The sequence below is a fragment of the Pseudomonas mediterranea CFBP 5447 genome (genome assembly GCF_000774145.1).
GTDB lineage: Bacteria > Pseudomonadota > Gammaproteobacteria > Pseudomonadales > Pseudomonadaceae > Aquipseudomonas > Aquipseudomonas mediterranea.
On record NZ_KN322983.1, the window covers coordinates 330,770 to 348,655 of the forward strand.

Consider the following 17,886-nt stretch of genomic DNA (forward strand, 5'->3'; position numbering starts at 1 on the left):
ATGCAAACGGTTGAATTGAGTTAGCCTTGGCGTTTCGCCATTTATCTCGGGTGATTTCCCTTGAAGATTATTCGCAGCAAGTCTTTCACCGGCGACCGTGCCTGGGCCGCGTTGGACATCGCCAACATGAACGGCATCACCACGCGCCTGCACTGGACCGATCAGCCGTATAAATGGCACGTCAACGATGGTCAGGAAGTCTTCGTGGTGCTCGATGGGCTCGTGCAGATGTGCTACCGGGAGGAGGGGGTCGAAAAGGACGCCTTGTTGGGTGTTGGGGATATCTTCTACGCCTCGGTCGGGACCGAGCACGTGGCCAAGCCCCAGGGAACAGCGAGAATCCTGGTGGTCGAAAGCGAAGGCAGTGTCTGATGGGTTATCTGTAAAACAGATAACATATAGAGAAATTACCCGTTATATCGATATTCGATCTGGCTCTAAGATGACTCCACCTCAACCGGGGACTGGAGTTCGACATGACATGCTGCCCTGCAACAAACCGTTTGCGTCCATTGAGCCACTTGCCCAGGCCGTTGGAGGCCATCCGTCAATTCACGCCCAACTGGTTCGCTGTGACCATGGGCACCGGTGTACTCGCCCTGGCCTTGGCGCAATGGCCGGGCAATGTGCCTGGCCTGCGGGTCGTGGGGGAAGGGTTGTGGTTATTCAACATCCTGCTGTTCGTGTTGTTCAGCGGTTTGTACGCAGCCCGCTGGCTGCTGTTCTTCGATGAGGCGCGGCGGATTTTCGGCCATTCAACGGTCTCGATGTTCTTCGGCACGATCCCCATGGGCCTGGCGACCATCATCAACGGTTTCCTGGTATTTGGCCTGTCGCGCTGGGGAGACGCCGTGGTGTCGCTGGCCGAGGCGTTGTGGTGGGTCGATGTGGCGATGTCGCTGGCCTGCGGCGTGTTGATCCCCTTCCTGATGTTCACCCGGCAGGAGCATCGGATCGACCAGATGACCGCCGTGTGGCTGTTGCCGGTGGTGGCCGCCGAAGTCGCAGCCGCCAGCGGTGGGCTCTTGGCGCCGCATTTGGCTGGCGCTCATTCGCAACTGGTCATGCTGGTCACCAGCTACGTGCTCTGGGCCTTTTCCCTACCGGTGGCGTTCAGCATTCTGACAATTCTGCTGCTGCGCATGGCCCTGCACAAACTGCCTCACGAGAACATGGCCGCTTCGAGCTGGCTGGCGCTGGGACCAATCGGCACGGGGGCCCTGGGCATGCTGGTGCTGGGCAGCGACGCTCCGATGATTTTTGCCGCCAACGGCTTGCCGGGCATGGGCGAAATCGCCGCCGGCCTGGGGCTGGTGGCCGGTGTCACGCTATGGGGGTTCGGGTTCTGGTGGATGTTGATGGCGCTGCTGATCACGGCGCGCTACCTGCGCGAAGGCATCCCGTTCAACCTCGGCTGGTGGGGCTTTACCTTCCCTCTGGGCGTGTACGCGCTGACGACGCTGAAGCTGGCGAGCCTGTTGGGCCTGGGATTCTTCAGCCTGTTCGGTTGCTTGCTGGTGGCGATGCTGGTGGTGCTGTGGCTGATTGTCGGCTGGCGCACGGTGGCGGGTGCCTGGCACGGTGAGTTGTTCGTGTCGCCGTGCATTGCCGGGCTGGCGAAATAATTGCCCGGCGGCTCCCAAGCGACGTGCCGTAGGTTAATGTGTGGCCTGGATAAAAAAACGTTATTCCAATAAGCGTCCACGCCACTCAGGAACATGGAAGATGAGTCACCCTTCGCAGTTCACCTTGCTTCGCCGGCGGCGTTTCCTGCCGTTTTTCATCACGCAATCCCTCGGGGCTTTCAACGACAATGTGTTCAAGCAGTCGCTGATCCTCGCCATTCTCTACCGGCTGACCATCGAGGGTGATCGCTCCATCTGGGTCAACCTGTGTGCGCTGCTGTTCATCCTGCCGTTCTTTCTGTTCTCGGCGCTGGCGGGGCAGTTCGGGGAAAAGTTCGCCAAGGATGCGTTGATTCGTCTGATCAAGCTTGGCGAAATCGTCATCATGGCCGTCGGCGCCGTGGGTTTTCTGTTCGATCATCTGTCGCTGATGCTAGTGGCGCTGTTCGCCATGGGTACCCATTCGGCGCTGTTCGGTCCGGTCAAGTATTCGATCCTGCCGCAAGCGTTGCACGAGGATGAACTGGTTGGCGGCAATGGCCTGGTGGAGATGGGCACCTTCCTGGCGATCCTCGCCGGTACCATCAGTGCCGGGGTCATGATGTCTTCGGCCCACTACGCACCGGTGGTGTCGACCGCGATCATCGGCATCGCCGTGCTCGGTTACCTGGCCAGCCGCGGCATTCCCCGAGCGGCAGCCGCTTCGCCGCAAATGCGTCTGGACTGGAACATCTTCAGCCAGTCCTGGGCCACCCTGAAGCTGGGCCTGGGGCAGACCCCGGCCGTTTCCCGCTCTATCGTCGGCAACTCCTGGTTCTGGTTCGTCGGGGCGATTTACCTGACGCAGATCCCGGCCTACGCCAAGGACTGGATGCACGGTGACGAAACCGTGGTGACCTTGATCCTGACGGTGTTTTCGGTGGGGATCGCCCTGGGTTCGCTGTTCTGTGAAAAACTGTCCGGGCGCAAGGTCGAGATCGGCCTGGTGCCATTCGGTTCGTTCGGCCTGACGGTGTTCGGGCTGCTGTTGTGGTGGCATTCCGGTGCGATCCCCGCCAGTGTCGACGGCCATGGTTGGCTCGAACTGCTCGGCTTCGGCCATGCCTGGCTGGTATTGATCGACATCCTGGGTCTCGGCGTGTTCGGCGGCTTCTACATCGTGCCGCTGTACGCGCTGATCCAGTCGCGCACCGCTGAAAACGAGCGGGCACGGGTGATTGCCGCCAACAACATTCTCAATGCCTTGTTCATGGTGGTCTCGGCCATTGTCTCCATCGTGTTGCTGAGCCTGGCCAAACTGTCGATCCCGCAACTGTTCCTGGTGGTGTCGCTGCTGAACATCGGCGTCAACGCCTACATCTTCAAGATCGTCCCCGAGTTCACCATGCGTTTCATGATCTGGCTGTTGAGCCATTCCATGTACCGCGTGGAACACCGCAATCTGGACGCGATTCCCGATGAAGGTGCAGCCCTGTTGGTCTGCAATCACGTTTCCTTCGTCGATGCGTTGCTGATTGGCGGCGCGGTGCGTAGGCCGATTCGCTTCGTGATGTACTACAAGATCTACAACCTGCCGGTGCTGAATTTTATCTTCCGTACTGCCGGAACCATTCCGATTGCCGGGCGCCAGGAAGACATTCACATCTACGAAAAGGCCTTCAAGCGCATCGCTCAGTACCTTGCGGACGGTGAGTTGGTGTGCATCTTCCCTGAGGGAAAACTGACCGCCGACGGTGAGATTAATGAGTTCAAGAGCGGCTTGACGCGCATCCTCCAGGAAACCCCGGTGCCGGTGATTCCCCTGGCGCTGCAGGGCTTGTGGGGCAGTTTCTTCAGCCGCGATCCGGCCAAGGGGCTGTTCCGGCGGTTCTGGTCGCGGGTGACCCTGGTGGCGGGGCCGGCGGTGGCGGTGGAGATGGCTGAGCCGGCCAGGCTGCAAGCGTTGGTCGGTGAGTTGCGCGGGGCAGTCAGATAAGAGGCTGCGGTCTTTCGATTTTTCGCGAGCAGGCTCGCTCCCACAGGGGAAATGCATTCCAATGTGGGAGCGAGCCTGCTCGCGATAGCGGTAGTGATCTAGGCGCTGACCTTGAGCCCGATCAATCCCGCCACGATCAACGCCACACTGACCAACCGAACCAGCGCCATCGACTCGCCAAACAGAATGATCCCGGCGATCACCGTGCCCACGGCGCCGACCCCGGTCCAGATTGCATAGGCGGTGCCCAGTGGCAGTTCCTTCATCGCCAGGCCGAGCAGGCCGAGGCTGATCGCCATGGCAGCGATCGTCAATGCGGTCGGGAGCGGGCGGCTGAAACCGTCGGTGTACTTCAGGCCGACGGCCCAGCCGACTTCGAACAGGCCGGCAAAAAACAGAATGATCCAGGACATTACACACCTCCATGCATGGATGGGGTCGTCCCCGGATAAAAGTTGATACAAGCTGCGGGGTCGTCCCCGCACTGGTGAGATAGAGTGCCCATGATCGGGCACTCGATCAAGTTTGCCTCAGTCCGCCGTCTGCTGGCTGGCGAGCGTCTCGCGGTCCTGCTTTTCGCTCATGCGGCGGAAGTAGGTTGAGAGCAGCGCGCCGGAGATGTTGTGCCAGACGCTGAACAACGCACTGGGTACCGCCGCTAACGGCGAGAAGTGCGCACTCGCCAGGGCTGCACCCAGGCCGGAGTTCTGCATGCCGACTTCCAGTGCCAGCGTCTTGCGTTGGGCCAATGGAAGGCCGAACAAGCGTCCGGTGAAGTACCCCAGCAGGTAACCGAAACTGTTGTGCAACATCACAATGGCCATGATCAGCAGGCCGGATTCGGCGATCTTCGCCTGACTGGCTGCCACCACCGCCGCCACGATGATCACGATGCTCACCACTGATATCAGCGGCAGCACTTCTACAGCATGACGCACTCGGGCGCCTAACAGGCGTTGGGCAATGATGCCCAGTGCAATCGGTAGCAGCACGATTTGCAGGATCGACCAGAACAGCGCCGAGAACGATACCGGCAACCAGGCCGAGGCCAGCAACCAGATCAATGCCGGGGTCAGCAGGGGCGCCAGCAGGGTCGTGATCGCGGAGATCGCCACGGCCAGGGCCAGGTCGCCGCGCGCCAGCCAGGTCATGACATTGGACGACGTGCCGCTTGGGCAGCAGCCCACCAGAATCACACCGACGGCGATTTCTGGAGGCAGGCTGAACACTTGGCAAAGCAGCCACGCGGTACCGGGCATGATGACGAACTGGGCAATCACCCCCAGAGCCACACGTCCTGGACGGCGGGCCACTTCGGCAAAGTCTTCCAGCTTGAGTGCCAGGCCCATGCCAAACATCACCAGCCCCAGCAAGGGCACAATGGCGACTTTCAGGTCCACGAACCACTGCGGTAGCAGGAATGCCACGATGGCGAAAATCAGTACCCAATAAGCGAAGGTATTGCCGACGAAGCGGCTCAGTGCAGCCAATGCGCGCATGACCAGATCCTTGTTATCAGTAATTGAAACCACACAAAACCAATGTGGGAGCGAGCCTGCTCGCGAAAGCGGTGCATCAGCAACATCGATGTTGACTGATCCGACGCATTCGCGAGCAGGCTCGCTCCCACAGAGGTGATGCTATTCCGTTAAATCCCCTGTGGCGTCTCTTCCCCACCCAGCGCTTCAACCAGCGCCGGCAGGAATTCGCCGAAGGTCAACATCATCAGCGTGAAGCTGGCGTCCAGTTGGCCGAGGGCTTCATCGCCACCGTCCTGCTCCGCCTGGTCCTGCAACAGATCTTCGAACTTCAGGCGCTTGACCACCATCTTGTCGTCGAGAATGAAAGACAGCTTGTCCTGCCAGGCCAGCGACAATTGCGTCACTACCTTGCCGGTGTTGAGGTGCAGCTGGATTTCGTCGCTGGTCAGGTCCTGGCGCTTGCAGCGCACGATGCCACCGTCTTCATGGGTGTCGCGCAGTTCGCATTCGTCCAGCACGAAGAAGTCGTCCGCGGCTTTCTGGGTCTTGACCCAGTCGGTCATGATGGCGGTCGGTGCGGTCTTGACGGTCAGCGGACGCACCGGCAGCGAGCCGATGACTTCGCGCAGGGTGGAGAGCAGGTCTTCGGCACGTTTCGGGCTGGCGGAGTTGACCAGGATCAGCCCCTGTTTCGGTGCGATGGCAGCAAAGGTGGAAGAGCGACGAATGAATGCACGGGGCAGGAACGCCTGGATGATTTCATCCTTGATCTGGTCCCGTTCCTTTTTATAGACCTTGCGCATTTGTTCGGCTTCGATTTCTTCGACCTTTTCCTTCACGGCATCGCGTACGACGCTGCCAGGCAGGATGCGTTCTTCCTTGCGCGCGGCGATCAACAGGAAATCCTGGCTGACATGCACCAGGGGGGCGTCTTCGCCTTTGCCGAACGGCGCGACGAAACCGTAAGTGGTCAACTCCTGGCTTGCACATGGACGCGCCAGTTTGCTGGCCAGTGCAGTTTCCAACGCCTCGGCATCAAAAGGCAGATCTTGGGTCAGGCGATAGATAAGCAGGTTTTTGAACCACATGGGGTGAATCTCTCCTTTATACAAAGGAGCGCATTATTCTCTTCGCGGGACCATAGGCCAACCCTTCGCTAAGCCTTTGGAAGACCTGAGGAAATTAATTTAAAAAGTGCTTGCCAGCATGGAGGACGCTCCGTAGAATGCGCGCCACACCGAAAGCGAAGGGTGATTAGCTCAGCCGGGAGAGCGTCTGCCTTACAAGCAGAATGTCGGCGGTTCGATCCCGTCATCACCCACCAATCTTTCAGTGTTACGCGCAGCGGTAGTTCAGTCGGTTAGAATACCGGCCTGTCACGCCGGGGGTCGCGGGTTCGAGTCCCGTCCGCTGCGCCATCTTCGATGACCTGGAATACTGAATGCCAGGTCACCAACAAAAAGCCCGCTCATTGAGCGGGCTTTTTGTTGTCTGCCTTTTATCTACTGCTCGGCATTCCGGCTGTGACGGTAATCGCTGACCGCCTCATACACCGCTTTACGCAAACGGTTGATGCCACCGATAGGGCGATGCGCCTCGATGCCGAACCAGGGATTGAACGACTGGTTGTCGCAGGCCAGGTTCAGCTTGGGGGTGTCGAAGTCCTGGGGCGGTACCTTGATTCGCGCCACCGTCTCGAACGGCGCGTCACTTTCTCGCCATTCAATGCTGGTGTCCTCGATCGGCATGTATTTGCCTGGGTCCTGGCGTTGGATCTGCAGGACAAAACACGCTGGCACCCGGTCTGTGGACAACTGCTGATGCAAGGCACTGCGCAGGAAATTCGGCAGTGCCTGGTTTTGTGCCGGCAGGGTATAGCTTGGGCAACTGTCCGGGTCTGGCGCTACCCGAAACTTAGCGTTGGCTTCGCCGAACTTGTAGGGCGATACCGAAAAGTACGTAGTCTGGGTCGGACTGACGGGAGGCGGTGACAGCGTCGCCAGGGCGATGAACAGATGGCGGATCTGCCAGCTGCGCGGGTCCAGCCCAGGAAAGAACGCCATCACTTTTTTTCCGTCGGCCTGGGCAGCCACATTCTGACGGTACTCGGCGACATCACTGACGAAGAAGTTCGGGTGATTGAACATCACGAAATCCTGTTCGCCTTGTGACTGCCTATCCGCCAACAGTGCCTTGCCCGGTACATTCAGCAGTTTGATGGCCATCCCTCGCGCATCCCGCAGGCTATCGAATTGCGGGTACGCGTTGCCGTTGGACAGGCGTATCGTTGCTTGCCAGACCTTGCCCGGTTCGGCAAACACGCCCTGGCGCAGAGGGGCGGGCAGGTCGCTCGGCACCTGGACTTCGGCCGTCACGCAACCGTGTGCCTTGGCATGGGCGTCGCGTAGATAGCGCGTGCCTTCGCGATGCTGATCGACGATGCGGATGGCGGTCTGGATGATCTCCTGGGTCATGGCGGCTTCGCCGGGTGGTATCTGTTCCTTGTCCGACACCGGTCCGCTGTGTTGCCAGGCGAACCAGCCCGTGGCGAGCGCCCAGCCGAGCAGGCCGATGCCCAACAGCCACAGGAGGGTCTTGCCCAGAAAGGCGCCGAGGCGCAGCCAGAGCGTGATCAGCATGGGTCAGTCCTTTTGCCTGAGGGATTCATCATCACAGTTGCGATTCCAGCGGCCCGCCCAGCACCTTGAGGTACTCCAGCAATGCCCAGCGTTCCTGCGGTTGCAGTAGGCGACCGATCACCCCGTTACCCCGCTCGCCGGCGCGGAATTCATGACCGCTGTTGTGGTTGCCGGTGATCCGGGTGTCGAAGAGAAAACCGTTGGTAAAGGCTTCGGTGCGATAACCCAGGTGTCGGGGATCGTACTCGAAGCTGCCTTTATAGAAGGTAGTCGCCCGTTCATCCTGCGGAGACAGCAACTGATAGATCGTCGGCACCGAGCCGTTATGCAGGAACGGTGGCGTGGCCCAGACGCCGGCCAGTGGCCGGGCCTTGTAGGCGCGCAGTTCGCGTACGCCGATGGGCAGGCCGAAACCATCCATGGCCGGCCGCTCGACCGGGGTGACGCCGGCGTCCCGGTAGGCGCGGTTCTCGACGAACGCCGTGACGTAGGCCAGGCCCTTGGCGACCGAAACCTGGCTCAGGTCCAGCGGTTGTGTCGGGGTCGGGTGCAGTTGCACGTCCAGTTTCGCCAGTTCGGCCGGGTTCCATTGCAAGCTGGTCAAGTCGAAGCGGTGGTCGGCAATGTTATTGGCCGTGCCCGGGTCGGTGCCGATTACCTTCACCGGCAGCATGTGCAGTTGCTGGACCGGTCTGTCGGGGCCCTGGACCACGTTGGGCACATGGCAGCCGGCGCAGTTTTCGGCGAACAGCGCCCGGCCCTTGGCGGCGAGGGGTTTATCGATCGAGCCCAGCAGTGCTTCCGGCCACACCGGGGGTTTGAGCAACTGCAAGGTTTCTTCGATCGTGTGCAGGTCGCGCACGCGCACGCTGGAGGGATAGCGCGCATCGCCCTGTAACGGCTTGCCCTGGGCATCGAAGAAATTCAGCGTGGCGCCCACACCCAGCGCCTCACCGACGTTGCGGGCCATCGGCTGTTGGGCCGAACCGTTCCATTGCACCCAGTCGAAGGTCCAGATATCCCACAACTGCGGGTAATCCACCGGGGCGTCGGCGATCCGGTAATTCTTCGCCGAAATGGCGTCGCCGAAACTGGCATTGGCAATACGGCCGAACGCGTCGGTGCGGCCGGGCCCTTCTTCGGTTGGGTAGAGGCCGCGGTGGGTGTCATTCCAGGCGACCCGCAGGAACGTATCCAGGGAGTCCTTGAAGGCCTTGCGCAAGGCGTCGTGGCGGGCATCGTCGTAGTCCTGGCCCAGGACTTGGCGGGCGAAGCGTTCGAATTTCCACGGGTTGTAGTAGGTCGAGGCGAGGCTGGCGACCAGTGCCTGTCCGAAGCTGCCACCGCGCAAGGTCGGCACGCTGGAAGGCAGGACATGTTGCGCCGAGCCACCGTCGATCCGTATCGCCTGGCCCTTGAAACGCAACTCGCCGGTGTGGCAGGCGGCACAGGTGATGTCCAGGAATTGCTCGGTGCTGCCCGGGTTCTGGTGCCGCGCAAAACCCACCGGCAAGTTGCCGGGATTGTCCTGGGAGGCTTTCTGCGCCGGGTCGACCAGAAAGCCGAAGCGCGCCAGGTATTCGGGCGACGCGAAGCGCTGTTGCGAGAAGGGCAGTTCAAGGGCTGTGAACCAGTCGTAGCGCAGGCCTTTGACTTGCGTCCCCTGAGGCGTGAAGTAATACGTCTGGCGCTCGGCGGCGCTCCATTGGTCCAGGTAGTGGACCTGTTCGACGGGGGTGTAGAACGGCAGCCGGGGATTGGCGACGTAATAAAGCACCACGGCCACGGCGACCAGTACCAGCACGAAAAGCAGCAGGAAAATGCGAGAGAGGAGGCGCACAGTCACATCCTTGTTTTTTTGATACGCCCTTATGCCTCAGTGCTGCGCGGCCGGCAAGTGGCCATTATTTTCGGTCTGCATGAATTGAACCACTGTGGGAGCGAGCCTGCTCGCGAGGCGGTCTGTCAGTCACATTCGTTTTGACTGGAACACCGCCTTCGCGAGCAGGCTCGCTCCCACAGTGGTTTTGGTGCGGTCGCTATGTCCATGTACGTAACAGATGACAGAAGCTTCATCCTGCAACCGTGAAAAGCATTTGTGGCACCTGAACTTATCCCCGGTTTTCGGCTCACATGCCGGTAGCCATTGGTCGTGGCGGCCTGATAAGCTCGCGGCTTTACTCGATTGCCCTTTAGGCGCATGAACAAGGAAATAGCATGAAACAGCATCGGTTGGCGGCGGCGGTTGCCCTGGTTGGCCTGGTACTCGCAGGTTGCGACTCGCAGACCAGCGTTGAGCTGAAAACCCCGGCGCAGAAAGCTTCCTACGGTATCGGCCTGAACATGGGCAAAAGCCTGGCTCAGGAAGGTATGGACGACCTGGATTCCAAAGCGGTCGCCCAAGGCATCGAAGATGCCGTCGGCAAGAAAGAACAGAAGCTGAAAGACGAAGAACTGGTCGAAGCCTTTGCCGCGCTGCAAAAGCGTGCCGAAGAGCGCATGGCCAAGATGAGTGAAGAGTCGGCGGCCGCCGGCAAGAAATTCCTCGAGGAAAACGGCAAGAAGGCTGGCGTGACCACCACCGCTTCCGGCTTGCAATACGAAGTGGTCAAGAAAGCTGACGGCCCGCAGCCCAAGCCGACCGACGTCGTGACTGTCCACTACACCGGCAAGCTGACCAATGGCACCGTGTTCGACAGCTCCGTGGAACGCGGCAGCCCGATCGACCTGCCGGTCAGCGGCGTGATCCCGGGTTGGGTCGAAGGCCTGCAACTGATGCATGTCGGCGAGAAGTACAAGCTGTACATCCCGAGCGACCTGGCCTACGGCGCCCAGAGCCCGAGCCCTGCGATCCCTGCCAATTCGGTCCTGGTCTTCGACCTGGAGCTGCTGGCGATCAAGGACCCGGCAAAAGAAGACGCAGCCAAGTAATCGCGTCTGCTATAACGACAACGCCTCGCTCATGCGGGGCGTTGTTGCATCCGGGCTGCGGAAAATCCGAATAAACCGAACGCACAGCGCAGGCGGCAGTCATAGGCAATACAGGCGCTGTGCTAGACCCAGTCAGCCTGTCAAGTCAATGAAATATTGGGTTTTTTTATGTGAGTAAAAAACGCCCGATCTGAGCTCGGGCCTTATGAGACGCGGGCTTCAGCGGTGAAATGAAGCTCTGTTCACAAGGTTATCCACAATTTGTGTGGATAACATTTCAGTAGGAAGAAAAAATGAAGGCACCGTGGAATTTTGCACGCTTTCTGCCTTTGGCGGGACGGCTGCTGGCCCGTGGCCGATTGCCGACGCTGCTCTTTGCCGTCGCCCGCAAAGGCGCCCGGGAAGGAGGACGCCTGGGGAAACTCAAGGACGATCTACGTTTGCTGCAGGCGTTGTGCCTGGCTTACTGGCGTGGCGAATACCGGGCGGTCAGTGCCAAGTCGTTGCTCTCGGTAGTGGCGGGGCTTATGTATTTCCTCAGCCCCCTGGATGCGATTCCGGACCTGCTGCCAATGTTTGGCATGATCGACGATATCGCCGTGCTGGCGTGGCTCATGAAAACCCTTGATGACGAGCTCAGTGCCTTCCGCGCCTGGCGTGATAGCCAGTCTCCCGAGAAGCTCGCACGGGTCGAAAGACTCCCCGATACCCCTCGACAACTCCAACTCCAGGAACAGAAAAAGCCCTGATTCTGTTCGTTTCCCATCGGGCGAGCATCACCCCGCGACCTTGGCCGTCATTTAGGATTACACTTCTAAGGAAAAGGCTGACTCGCTAAGCGTCATCGTCCTACGGGGTAGAGATGGATATTCAGATAATCACACGCGACGGAGAGCCCGAGTACGCGGTTTTGCCGTGGGAGCAGTACCAGTCGTTGTTGAAGGCCGCAGGCATCCATCAAGCACCGCCGCAAGAGGCCATGGCCCAGCACGCGGCGGCACCGGACCAGATTCTTCCTGGTCTGGATCAATTACGCAGTTTGCGCGAAGGGAAGGGCATCGCCATTGAGGCGCTGGCCCGCACGGTAGGTATCAGCCCGTCTTATCTGGCCATGATCGAAAGCGGCGAGCGTCAGCCCGATGCCGCGATTCGGCGTAGTCTGGCCTGGGAATTGACGGTGCCGGGGTGGAGGGAAGGATCGTGAGTGTACGCATCAGTCGGCAGCATTGGGATGGATTGTTGGGTGAGTTGGACCAGGCGCGCCGCCAGCGCCATTTGTTGACGTATCGTGCCTTGCTGGAGCGCTTGCAGCTGCCCAGCCCGGCCATGCAGACTTTGACCGCTGCCCTTGAACACCTGGCGGCGCTGGACGCTCGGGCCGAGCAGCCGCTGCGCAGCTCCCTGGTCATCAGCCAGGGCGCCAGCCGGTTGCCACGTACCGGTTTCTTCGAGTGCGTCGAACGCCTGGGGCGCTTTTCCGGCCCTTCCGATGGCGTGGCCGCTGCGTCCTGGCATGCGTCGGAAGTGGTCCGGGTGTTCGAGTACGAGTATCCGGAGTCGGCGGAGGCCTGATTGCTCTGACGGATCCTGCTGCGAACCGTTAAAGAAAAATCGGTAAAACCGGGCGTTCTCAAGATTTTTCTGGGCAACTCAAGAAAAATTGGGCAGCCCAGTCGAAAAAGAAGATTTTTGCCTGGGCTCAGTTGGGCATGCGGCGGTAAAGCGCCGACGCTTCAGCGACTGACGCATGCGCTGAGCAATCGCCGACAATGATCTTTTTGCGGATTGAAGACCCATCGACTCCAAGGGGGCGATGGGTTTTTGCATTTAGCGAATCGCCCTACGCCCACTGCATCTTTCCCTGACTTATTTCCTCAGCCATCCCCGGCAAAGTCTCGCGCTTCCTGAGTGCTGCGAGACGTTTGCCCATGTTCGACCGGTTTTTCCTGCTGGCCCTTGATCGTGTCATGCCTTGATGGATCAGGTGCACCGTATCGAGCAGGAGCTCGACAGTTTCAAAGACACCCTTTCCCTCTATCGCGAGCAACTGGAGCGCTGGTACGGCCGTGCGGTCGATCGGGCCAGCCAGGCGGCCGACCTGCCTTCGCTGATGGGCATGGAGCGGCTGATCCGCTTCGGTGGCAGCACCACCGCTGTCAGCACGGGCGATTATGACTTTCTCTCCACCGTTGTCCGGTGCCCCCAAGGCGGGGTGATGACGATCGAGAGCAAGCTCGAGTCGGTGTACGACGTTCCGCTGGGTGACATCGTGGTGGATGTGGTGGCGGTGGACAGCGGCGAGGTCACGCCGGTCACCCTGGATGCCCAGGGGGTGGGAACCTTCAGGGGGGATGCGGGCAGGTTCTATCGGGTTCATGTCCAGGGCGAGGTATCGTCCGCGCAGATCAGTCAGCTGTTTTCCTCCTACGATGGCCTGACCACGGAGCTGACAGACTGGCTGCGCGGCGAGTGGCAGGGTTTCAAGCCGCAGTGGGCGCAGCAATCCCTGGCCACTTCGGCTGCCGCGGTGGGCAACGGCTTGCTCGCCGGCAGTTGGGCGGCGATCGAAGGCGTGTGGGACAGCCTCAACCTGCTCTCGGACATCCTCAAGGACCCCGGGCAGTTTGTTGACCGCCTGGGCAGCAGTGCCAGTCAGTTGATGAAGCTGGCGCAGGACGCGCCGCAAGTGATGGCGAAGCTGCAACTGCTGACCAGTGATGAGGCGGCGCTGTGCCTGCTGGTTCGCACCGCCAGTCTCTGGCTGGAGATGCTGCCACCCAGTGAGCTCGCCGGCGAAACGACGGAAGCAATCTCGACGGTGGTGGTGCAGTTGCTGCTCGATCTCCTGATCGGCGTGGTGCTGACCTTCGCCGGGGCGGGGGCCGGCATCGCTTACCTGGCGATGCGTCTGGCCAGGCACGGCGCCAGCCTGATGAATGCCGTACAGCGTTTCGTCTGCGCGATCTTTGCCGTCGTCAACGGCTTCATGGGCTACGTCGACCGCTACAAGGCCGTGGCGGCGCGGGGTATCGCGGCCGGAATAAAGAAAGGTCGGATGCAGCTACGCTGGGATGCGCAACGCAACACCACGCTGAAAAAAGACGAACCCCACGACGACGCCCCGGCCCAATCGAAAAACCCCAACGGCGACAGCGCCGACAGCGCGGCCCTGACCCGCACCGACGGCTGCCCGGTGTCGATGGTCACCGGCGAAGAACTGCTGACCCTGGACGACGGCACGCTCGATGGCCGGCTGCCGTTCGTCTTCACCCGCCTGTACCGCAGCAGCGCGGCGGAGCAGGACGTGGGGCTGGGGCGCGGCTGGAGCCATGCCCTGGCGCATCGCCTGCAGCTTGAGGGCGAGCAGGTCATCTGGATCGACCAGGAAAACCGCCGCACCACCTTTCCGCTGCCCAACGCCCAGCGTCCGGCGATCCACAACAGCCTGGCCCGGGCGGCGATCTACCTGGGCAGCGCGCCGGACGAACTGATCGTCGCCCAACCCGGCGAAAACTCACCTTTCCTACACTTTCGCGACGGTTATCTCACCGCCCTCAGCGACCGCTTCGACAACCGCCTGACGATCCAGCGCAACATCCATGGCGACATCTGCCGCCTGGACAACGGTGCCGGGCGCGCCCTGCAGCTGCGCTACGAACAGCGCCACCTCGTCGCCCTCGACTACCAGAGCTTTCACCCGGCGCTGACCCTGGACGAAGCCTGGCGCACCGAACAGACCCTGGCGACCTATCGCTACGACGCACGCTCACGGCTGATCGAGGCCACCAACGCCGCCGGCGAAAGCGAGCGCTACGACTACGACGATGCGCACGTCATCCTCCAGCGGCAATTGGCCGGCGGCGCGAGCTTCTTCTGGGAATGGCAGGGCACCGGACAGGCGGCCCGCTGCGTGCGGCACTGGGCCTCGTTCGCGCAGATGGATACGCGCTACAGCTGGGGCGAGGACGGCAGCGTCACGGTCCGCCACCTCGACGGCAGCGAAGAAACCTATGTCCACGACGACCGCGCGCGGCTGGTACGCAAGGTCGAGCCCGACGGCGGCGAACACCTCAAGGCCTACGACGCACAGGGCCGGCTGATTGCCGAACAGGACCCGCTGGGCGCCGTCACCGAATACCACTACGACGAAGTCGGACGGCTGGTGGCGCTGATTCCCCCCGAAGACGCGCCCACGTCCTACGAATACCGCAACGGCTTCCTGCACACCCGTTCTCGCGGCAAGGCCATCTGGACCTACCGGCGCAACGACCGGGGCGAGGTGATCGAGGCCATCGACCCGGATCAACAGCGCACCCGCTATGCCTACGACGCCCACGGGCAGTTGCTGTCGATCCACTACCCGGACGGCAGCGAACACCGCTTCACCTGGAACCGGCTCGGCCAACTGACGGAAGAAACCCTGCCTGACGCCAGCCAGCGGGTTTTTGCCTACGACGTCCTGGGGCGCTTGCTGACCCGCCAGGACGAACACGGCGGGGTAACGCACTACCAATGGGACGCCGTGGGCCGTCTGCTGCAGACCACCTTGCCCAGCGGCGCCAGCCGCGCCTGGACCTACAACGCCTACGGCAAGGTCACCTCCGAGCGCGACGAACAGGGCCGCGTCACCCGCTACGAATACGCCGACGACCTGCACCTGGTCAGCCGTCGCATCAATCCCGACGGCAGCACGCTGCACTACCGCTACGACTCGGCGCGGCTGCTGCTGACCGAGATCGAGAACGAGTCCGGCGAAAAATATCAGCTGGACTACACCCCCAGCGGCTTGATCCGACAGCAAGTCGGCTTCGACGGCCAACGCAGCGCCTATGCCTACGACCTCAATGGGCACTTGCTGGAAAAAACCGAGTTCGGTGCCGACGGCAGCCAGCTTGTCACCGCCTACCAGCGCGACGCGGCCGGACGCCTGCTGATCAAGACCCTGCCCGACGGCCAGACAATCCAGTACCGCTACGACGGGTTGGGCCGGCTGGTGGATGTCGATGACGGCAGCGACCATCCGCTGGCCTTCGAATACGACACCCAGGACCGGCTGATCAGCGAGCACCAGGGCTGGGGCACCCTGCGCTATGGCTACGACACCTGCGGGCGGCTCAATCACCTGCGCCTGCCGGACAACAGCAAGGTCGACTACCACCACGCCCCGGGCGGCGCACTGACCGCCATCGACCTGAACGGTGCACGCCTCAGCGAACACCAGCTGCGGGGCGGCCGCGAACACCAGCGCCAACAGGGCCTGCTGCTCAGCCAGTACGAACACGACGAACAGGGCCGGCTCAAGGCCCACACCGTGCTGCAGAACCAGCAGAGCTTGTTCTGGCGCGATTATGCCTACAGCCCCAAGGGCAACCTCGCCGCCCTTTCCGACAGCCGTCGAGGGCGGCGCGAGTACCAGTACGACCCGCTCGACCGCCTGACCCGGATCGAGCACTCCCACACCGATCCCACGGAACACTTCGCCCACGACCCGGCCGGCAACCTGCTGATGCAGGACCGTCCCGGCCCGACCCAGCTCAAGGGCAATCGTCTGCTGATGGAGGGCGACCGCCACTACGACTACGACGCCTTCGGTAACCTGATCCGCGAACGCCGCGGCAAGGCCCAGGCACTCGTCACCGAATACCGCTACGACAGCCAGCACCGCCTGATCGGCGTCACCACGGCGGACGGCCGCGAAACGGCCTACCGCTACGACGCCTTCGGCCGCTACCTCTACGAGCACCACCGCTGCTACCTCTACGAACCGGGCACCTTCCGCCCATTGGCACTGCTCGACGGCAAAGGCCTCAACGCCTGCCCGTTCTACTACCACCTCGACCACCTGGGCACGCCCCAGGAACTGACCAACTACGGCGGCCAGATCGTCTGGTCGGCGCGCTACCACGGCTACGGCAAAACCCGCGCGCTAGAACACGGCGGCGGCGAACAGCTGGAACAACCGCTGCGCTTCCAGGGCCAATACTTCGACCCGGAAAGCGGCCTGCACTACAACCGGCACCGCTACTACAATCCGGAAACGGGCCGCTACCTGACGCCTGACCCGAGCAAGTTGGCGGGTGGGCTCAATGGGTATCGGTACACCCTGAACCCGACGGGGTGGGTGGATCCGTTGGGGTTGGTGGATTGCCCGGGGAAGGGTGGGTGCAAGGCGGCGGTTGGGGAGCAGGATCCGGCTGCGAAGGTTGGGGTGGATGAGGGAGAGCCGCGGCTGCCGATGACGGCGGAGCAGCGGCGGGCTCGGATTGATGAGTTGGGGGAGGCGAATGCCAAGCGGCGTGTCACTCGAATGGAAAAAGAATATGGCATGCATACCGTTGAAAAGCATGGGCCAGAAATTTCAGATGCAGCACTCAAACAGAGGGCAATTAACGGTGCAAATCCACATACGGGTGAAATTCCGAAAGGCGCGAATGGAAGTTTAAGCTCCCAGTTCAGCAATTGGCGCGTGCATTTAAATGCGCTGAATAAAGCTATGACCAGAGAAGGGCTTGGGTTGGATCCGTTTACAGGACTGGATCACAAAAAAGATAGGATAGTAAGGCAGGAGTTACCCGGAGCAGGGCGTGGTTACAAGCCGAATAAGAAAGATAAACAGAATCCCAAGTTGAATGAAAATCTGAATTGGTTCGAGGTGAAGTTCGATAAGCATGGTGTGCCGTATACCGGATTTCCCGCGGAGAAAAAATAATGTTGAAAGATCCTTTTTTGAATGAGCAGTTTGTGCCTGATCTCATGTGGTTTATCGGTCAGTTCGACGTCTACGATCGGGAAGAAACAAGAGGCGTAGCGTTGGGAGTGTACGATCCCAATGATAAGCATGATCGCTCTGAACTGATTGTTAAATATGCTCTTGATTTAGCGTGTCTGTCGTATAGGCATAAATATGTACTGGTGGTATTTCTCGAGGAGGCGCTTAAGGACCCGAACTATGATTTCCAAGCGTTGTTTGAAATCGATGAGGATTGTGCGGGCAGTTGGCCACGCGGTGAATGGTATAACTTAAAAAATCCTCGAGAGTTTTTCCACGATGTGTTTGTGCTTGCGAAGGAAGTTTGGAGAGAGGATCTCAAGACAGCGGCCCGAGAAGACCCATCGACTTGGTAGGCCAGCAGTAGCTTACCAAATGGATATCCTTGCATAGGAAATACTCTGCTCTAAAAAGAATCCGCTAGATTGATGGATTAAATGACGGTTTCACGAGTTGTATAATTTTT

At 60.7% G+C, this 17,886-nt stretch carries 14 protein-coding genes and 2 tRNA genes; 11 read left to right on the plus strand and 5 right to left on the minus strand.

The annotated features are described in order from the left end of the window. Window positions 1-60 precede the first annotated feature (60 nt). The 3 genes from N005_RS06960 to N005_RS06970 all read left to right on the plus strand — a co-directional run bounded on the left by N005_RS06960 (window position 61) and on the right by N005_RS06970 (window position 3,600). Window positions 61-372: a cupin domain-containing protein gene (locus N005_RS06960; RefSeq protein ID WP_047700525.1), complete on the plus strand. Its 312-nt coding sequence runs from the start codon at window positions 61-63 to the stop codon at window positions 370-372. Window positions 373-476: 104 nt separating this feature from the next. Then, a complete protein-coding gene (locus N005_RS06965; protein WP_047700526.1) occupies window positions 477-1,625 on the plus strand; it encodes a TDT family transporter in 1,149 nt (382 codons plus the stop codon). Between the two features lie 100 nt (window positions 1,626-1,725). Next, a complete protein-coding gene (locus tag N005_RS06970) occupies window positions 1,726-3,600 on the plus strand; it encodes an MFS transporter (RefSeq protein WP_047700527.1) in 1,875 nt (624 codons plus the stop codon). A 98-nt stretch (window positions 3,601-3,698) separates the two neighbouring features. Here N005_RS06970 and sugE read toward each other — a convergent pair whose 3' ends face one another. The 3 genes from sugE to rdgC all read right to left on the minus strand — a co-directional run bounded on the left by sugE (window position 3,699) and on the right by rdgC (window position 6,169). Then, window positions 3,699-4,013 carry a quaternary ammonium compound efflux SMR transporter SugE gene (gene sugE, locus N005_RS06975; protein WP_041022709.1) on the minus strand — a complete coding sequence of 105 codons (315 nt, stop codon included), beginning with the start codon at window positions 4,011-4,013 and terminating at the stop codon, window positions 3,699-3,701. A 117-nt stretch (window positions 4,014-4,130) separates the two neighbouring features. Then, a complete protein-coding gene (locus tag N005_RS06980) occupies window positions 4,131-5,099 on the minus strand; it encodes a bile acid:sodium symporter family protein (RefSeq protein WP_047700528.1) in 969 nt (322 codons plus the stop codon). A gap of 149 nt (window positions 5,100-5,248) precedes the next feature. Further along, window positions 5,249-6,169, minus strand: a complete 921-nt coding sequence (gene rdgC / locus N005_RS06985; RefSeq protein ID WP_047700529.1) for a recombination-associated protein RdgC — start codon at window positions 6,167-6,169, stop codon at window positions 5,249-5,251. A 160-nt stretch (window positions 6,170-6,329) separates the two neighbouring features. Here rdgC and N005_RS06990 point away from each other — a divergent pair. Next, window positions 6,330-6,405: transfer RNA gene (locus N005_RS06990), tRNA-Val, on the plus strand. A 17-nt stretch (window positions 6,406-6,422) separates the two neighbouring features. After that, window positions 6,423-6,499, plus strand: a tRNA-Asp gene (locus N005_RS06995). 84 nt (window positions 6,500-6,583) lie between these two features. Here N005_RS06995 and N005_RS07000 read toward each other — a convergent pair. Both N005_RS07000 and N005_RS07005 read right to left on the minus strand, forming a co-directional pair. After that, window positions 6,584-7,720 carry a catalase family protein gene (locus N005_RS07000; protein ID WP_047700530.1) on the minus strand — a complete coding sequence of 379 codons (1,137 nt, stop codon included), beginning with the start codon at window positions 7,718-7,720 and terminating at the stop codon, window positions 6,584-6,586. Window positions 7,721-7,751: 31 nt separating this feature from the next. Then, window positions 7,752-9,560, minus strand: a complete 1,809-nt coding sequence (locus N005_RS07005; protein ID WP_047700531.1) for a c-type cytochrome — start codon at window positions 9,558-9,560, stop codon at window positions 7,752-7,754. Between the two features lie 377 nt (window positions 9,561-9,937). On the opposite strand from N005_RS07005, the gene bamJ reads away from it, so the two are divergent. The 6 genes from bamJ (at window position 9,938) to N005_RS07035 (ending at window position 17,776) form a co-directional block, all read left to right on the plus strand. After that, entirely contained in the window at window positions 9,938-10,651 is a 714-nt protein-coding gene (gene bamJ, locus N005_RS07010) for a BamJ family beta-barrel-assembly machinery protein (protein ID WP_003204577.1), read from the plus strand. A gap of 293 nt (window positions 10,652-10,944) precedes the next feature. Next, window positions 10,945-11,400, plus strand: a complete 456-nt coding sequence (locus N005_RS07015; protein ID WP_047700532.1) for a YkvA family protein — start codon at window positions 10,945-10,947, stop codon at window positions 11,398-11,400. Between the two features lie 113 nt (window positions 11,401-11,513). Beyond that, complete coding sequence (locus tag N005_RS07020; protein WP_047700533.1) at window positions 11,514-11,855, plus strand: helix-turn-helix domain-containing protein; 342 nt, start codon at window positions 11,514-11,516, stop codon at window positions 11,853-11,855. Further along, the gene (locus tag N005_RS07025; RefSeq protein WP_003179080.1) at window positions 11,852-12,223 is read left to right on the plus strand and encodes a hypothetical protein; all 372 of its coding nucleotides are present in this window, start codon (window positions 11,852-11,854) and stop codon (window positions 12,221-12,223) included. The genes N005_RS07020 and N005_RS07025 overlap by 4 nt, the downstream gene beginning before the upstream one ends. 403 nt (window positions 12,224-12,626) lie before the next feature. After that, window positions 12,627-17,360 (plus strand): RHS repeat-associated core domain-containing protein, encoded by a 4,734-nt coding sequence (locus N005_RS07030; protein ID WP_047700534.1) that lies wholly within the window; start codon window positions 12,627-12,629, stop codon window positions 17,358-17,360. After that, the gene (locus N005_RS07035; protein ID WP_047700535.1) at window positions 17,360-17,776 is read left to right on the plus strand and encodes a hypothetical protein; all 417 of its coding nucleotides are present in this window, start codon (window positions 17,360-17,362) and stop codon (window positions 17,774-17,776) included. Before N005_RS07030 ends, N005_RS07035 begins: the two co-directional genes overlap by 1 nt. Window positions 17,777-17,886 lie beyond the last annotated feature (110 nt).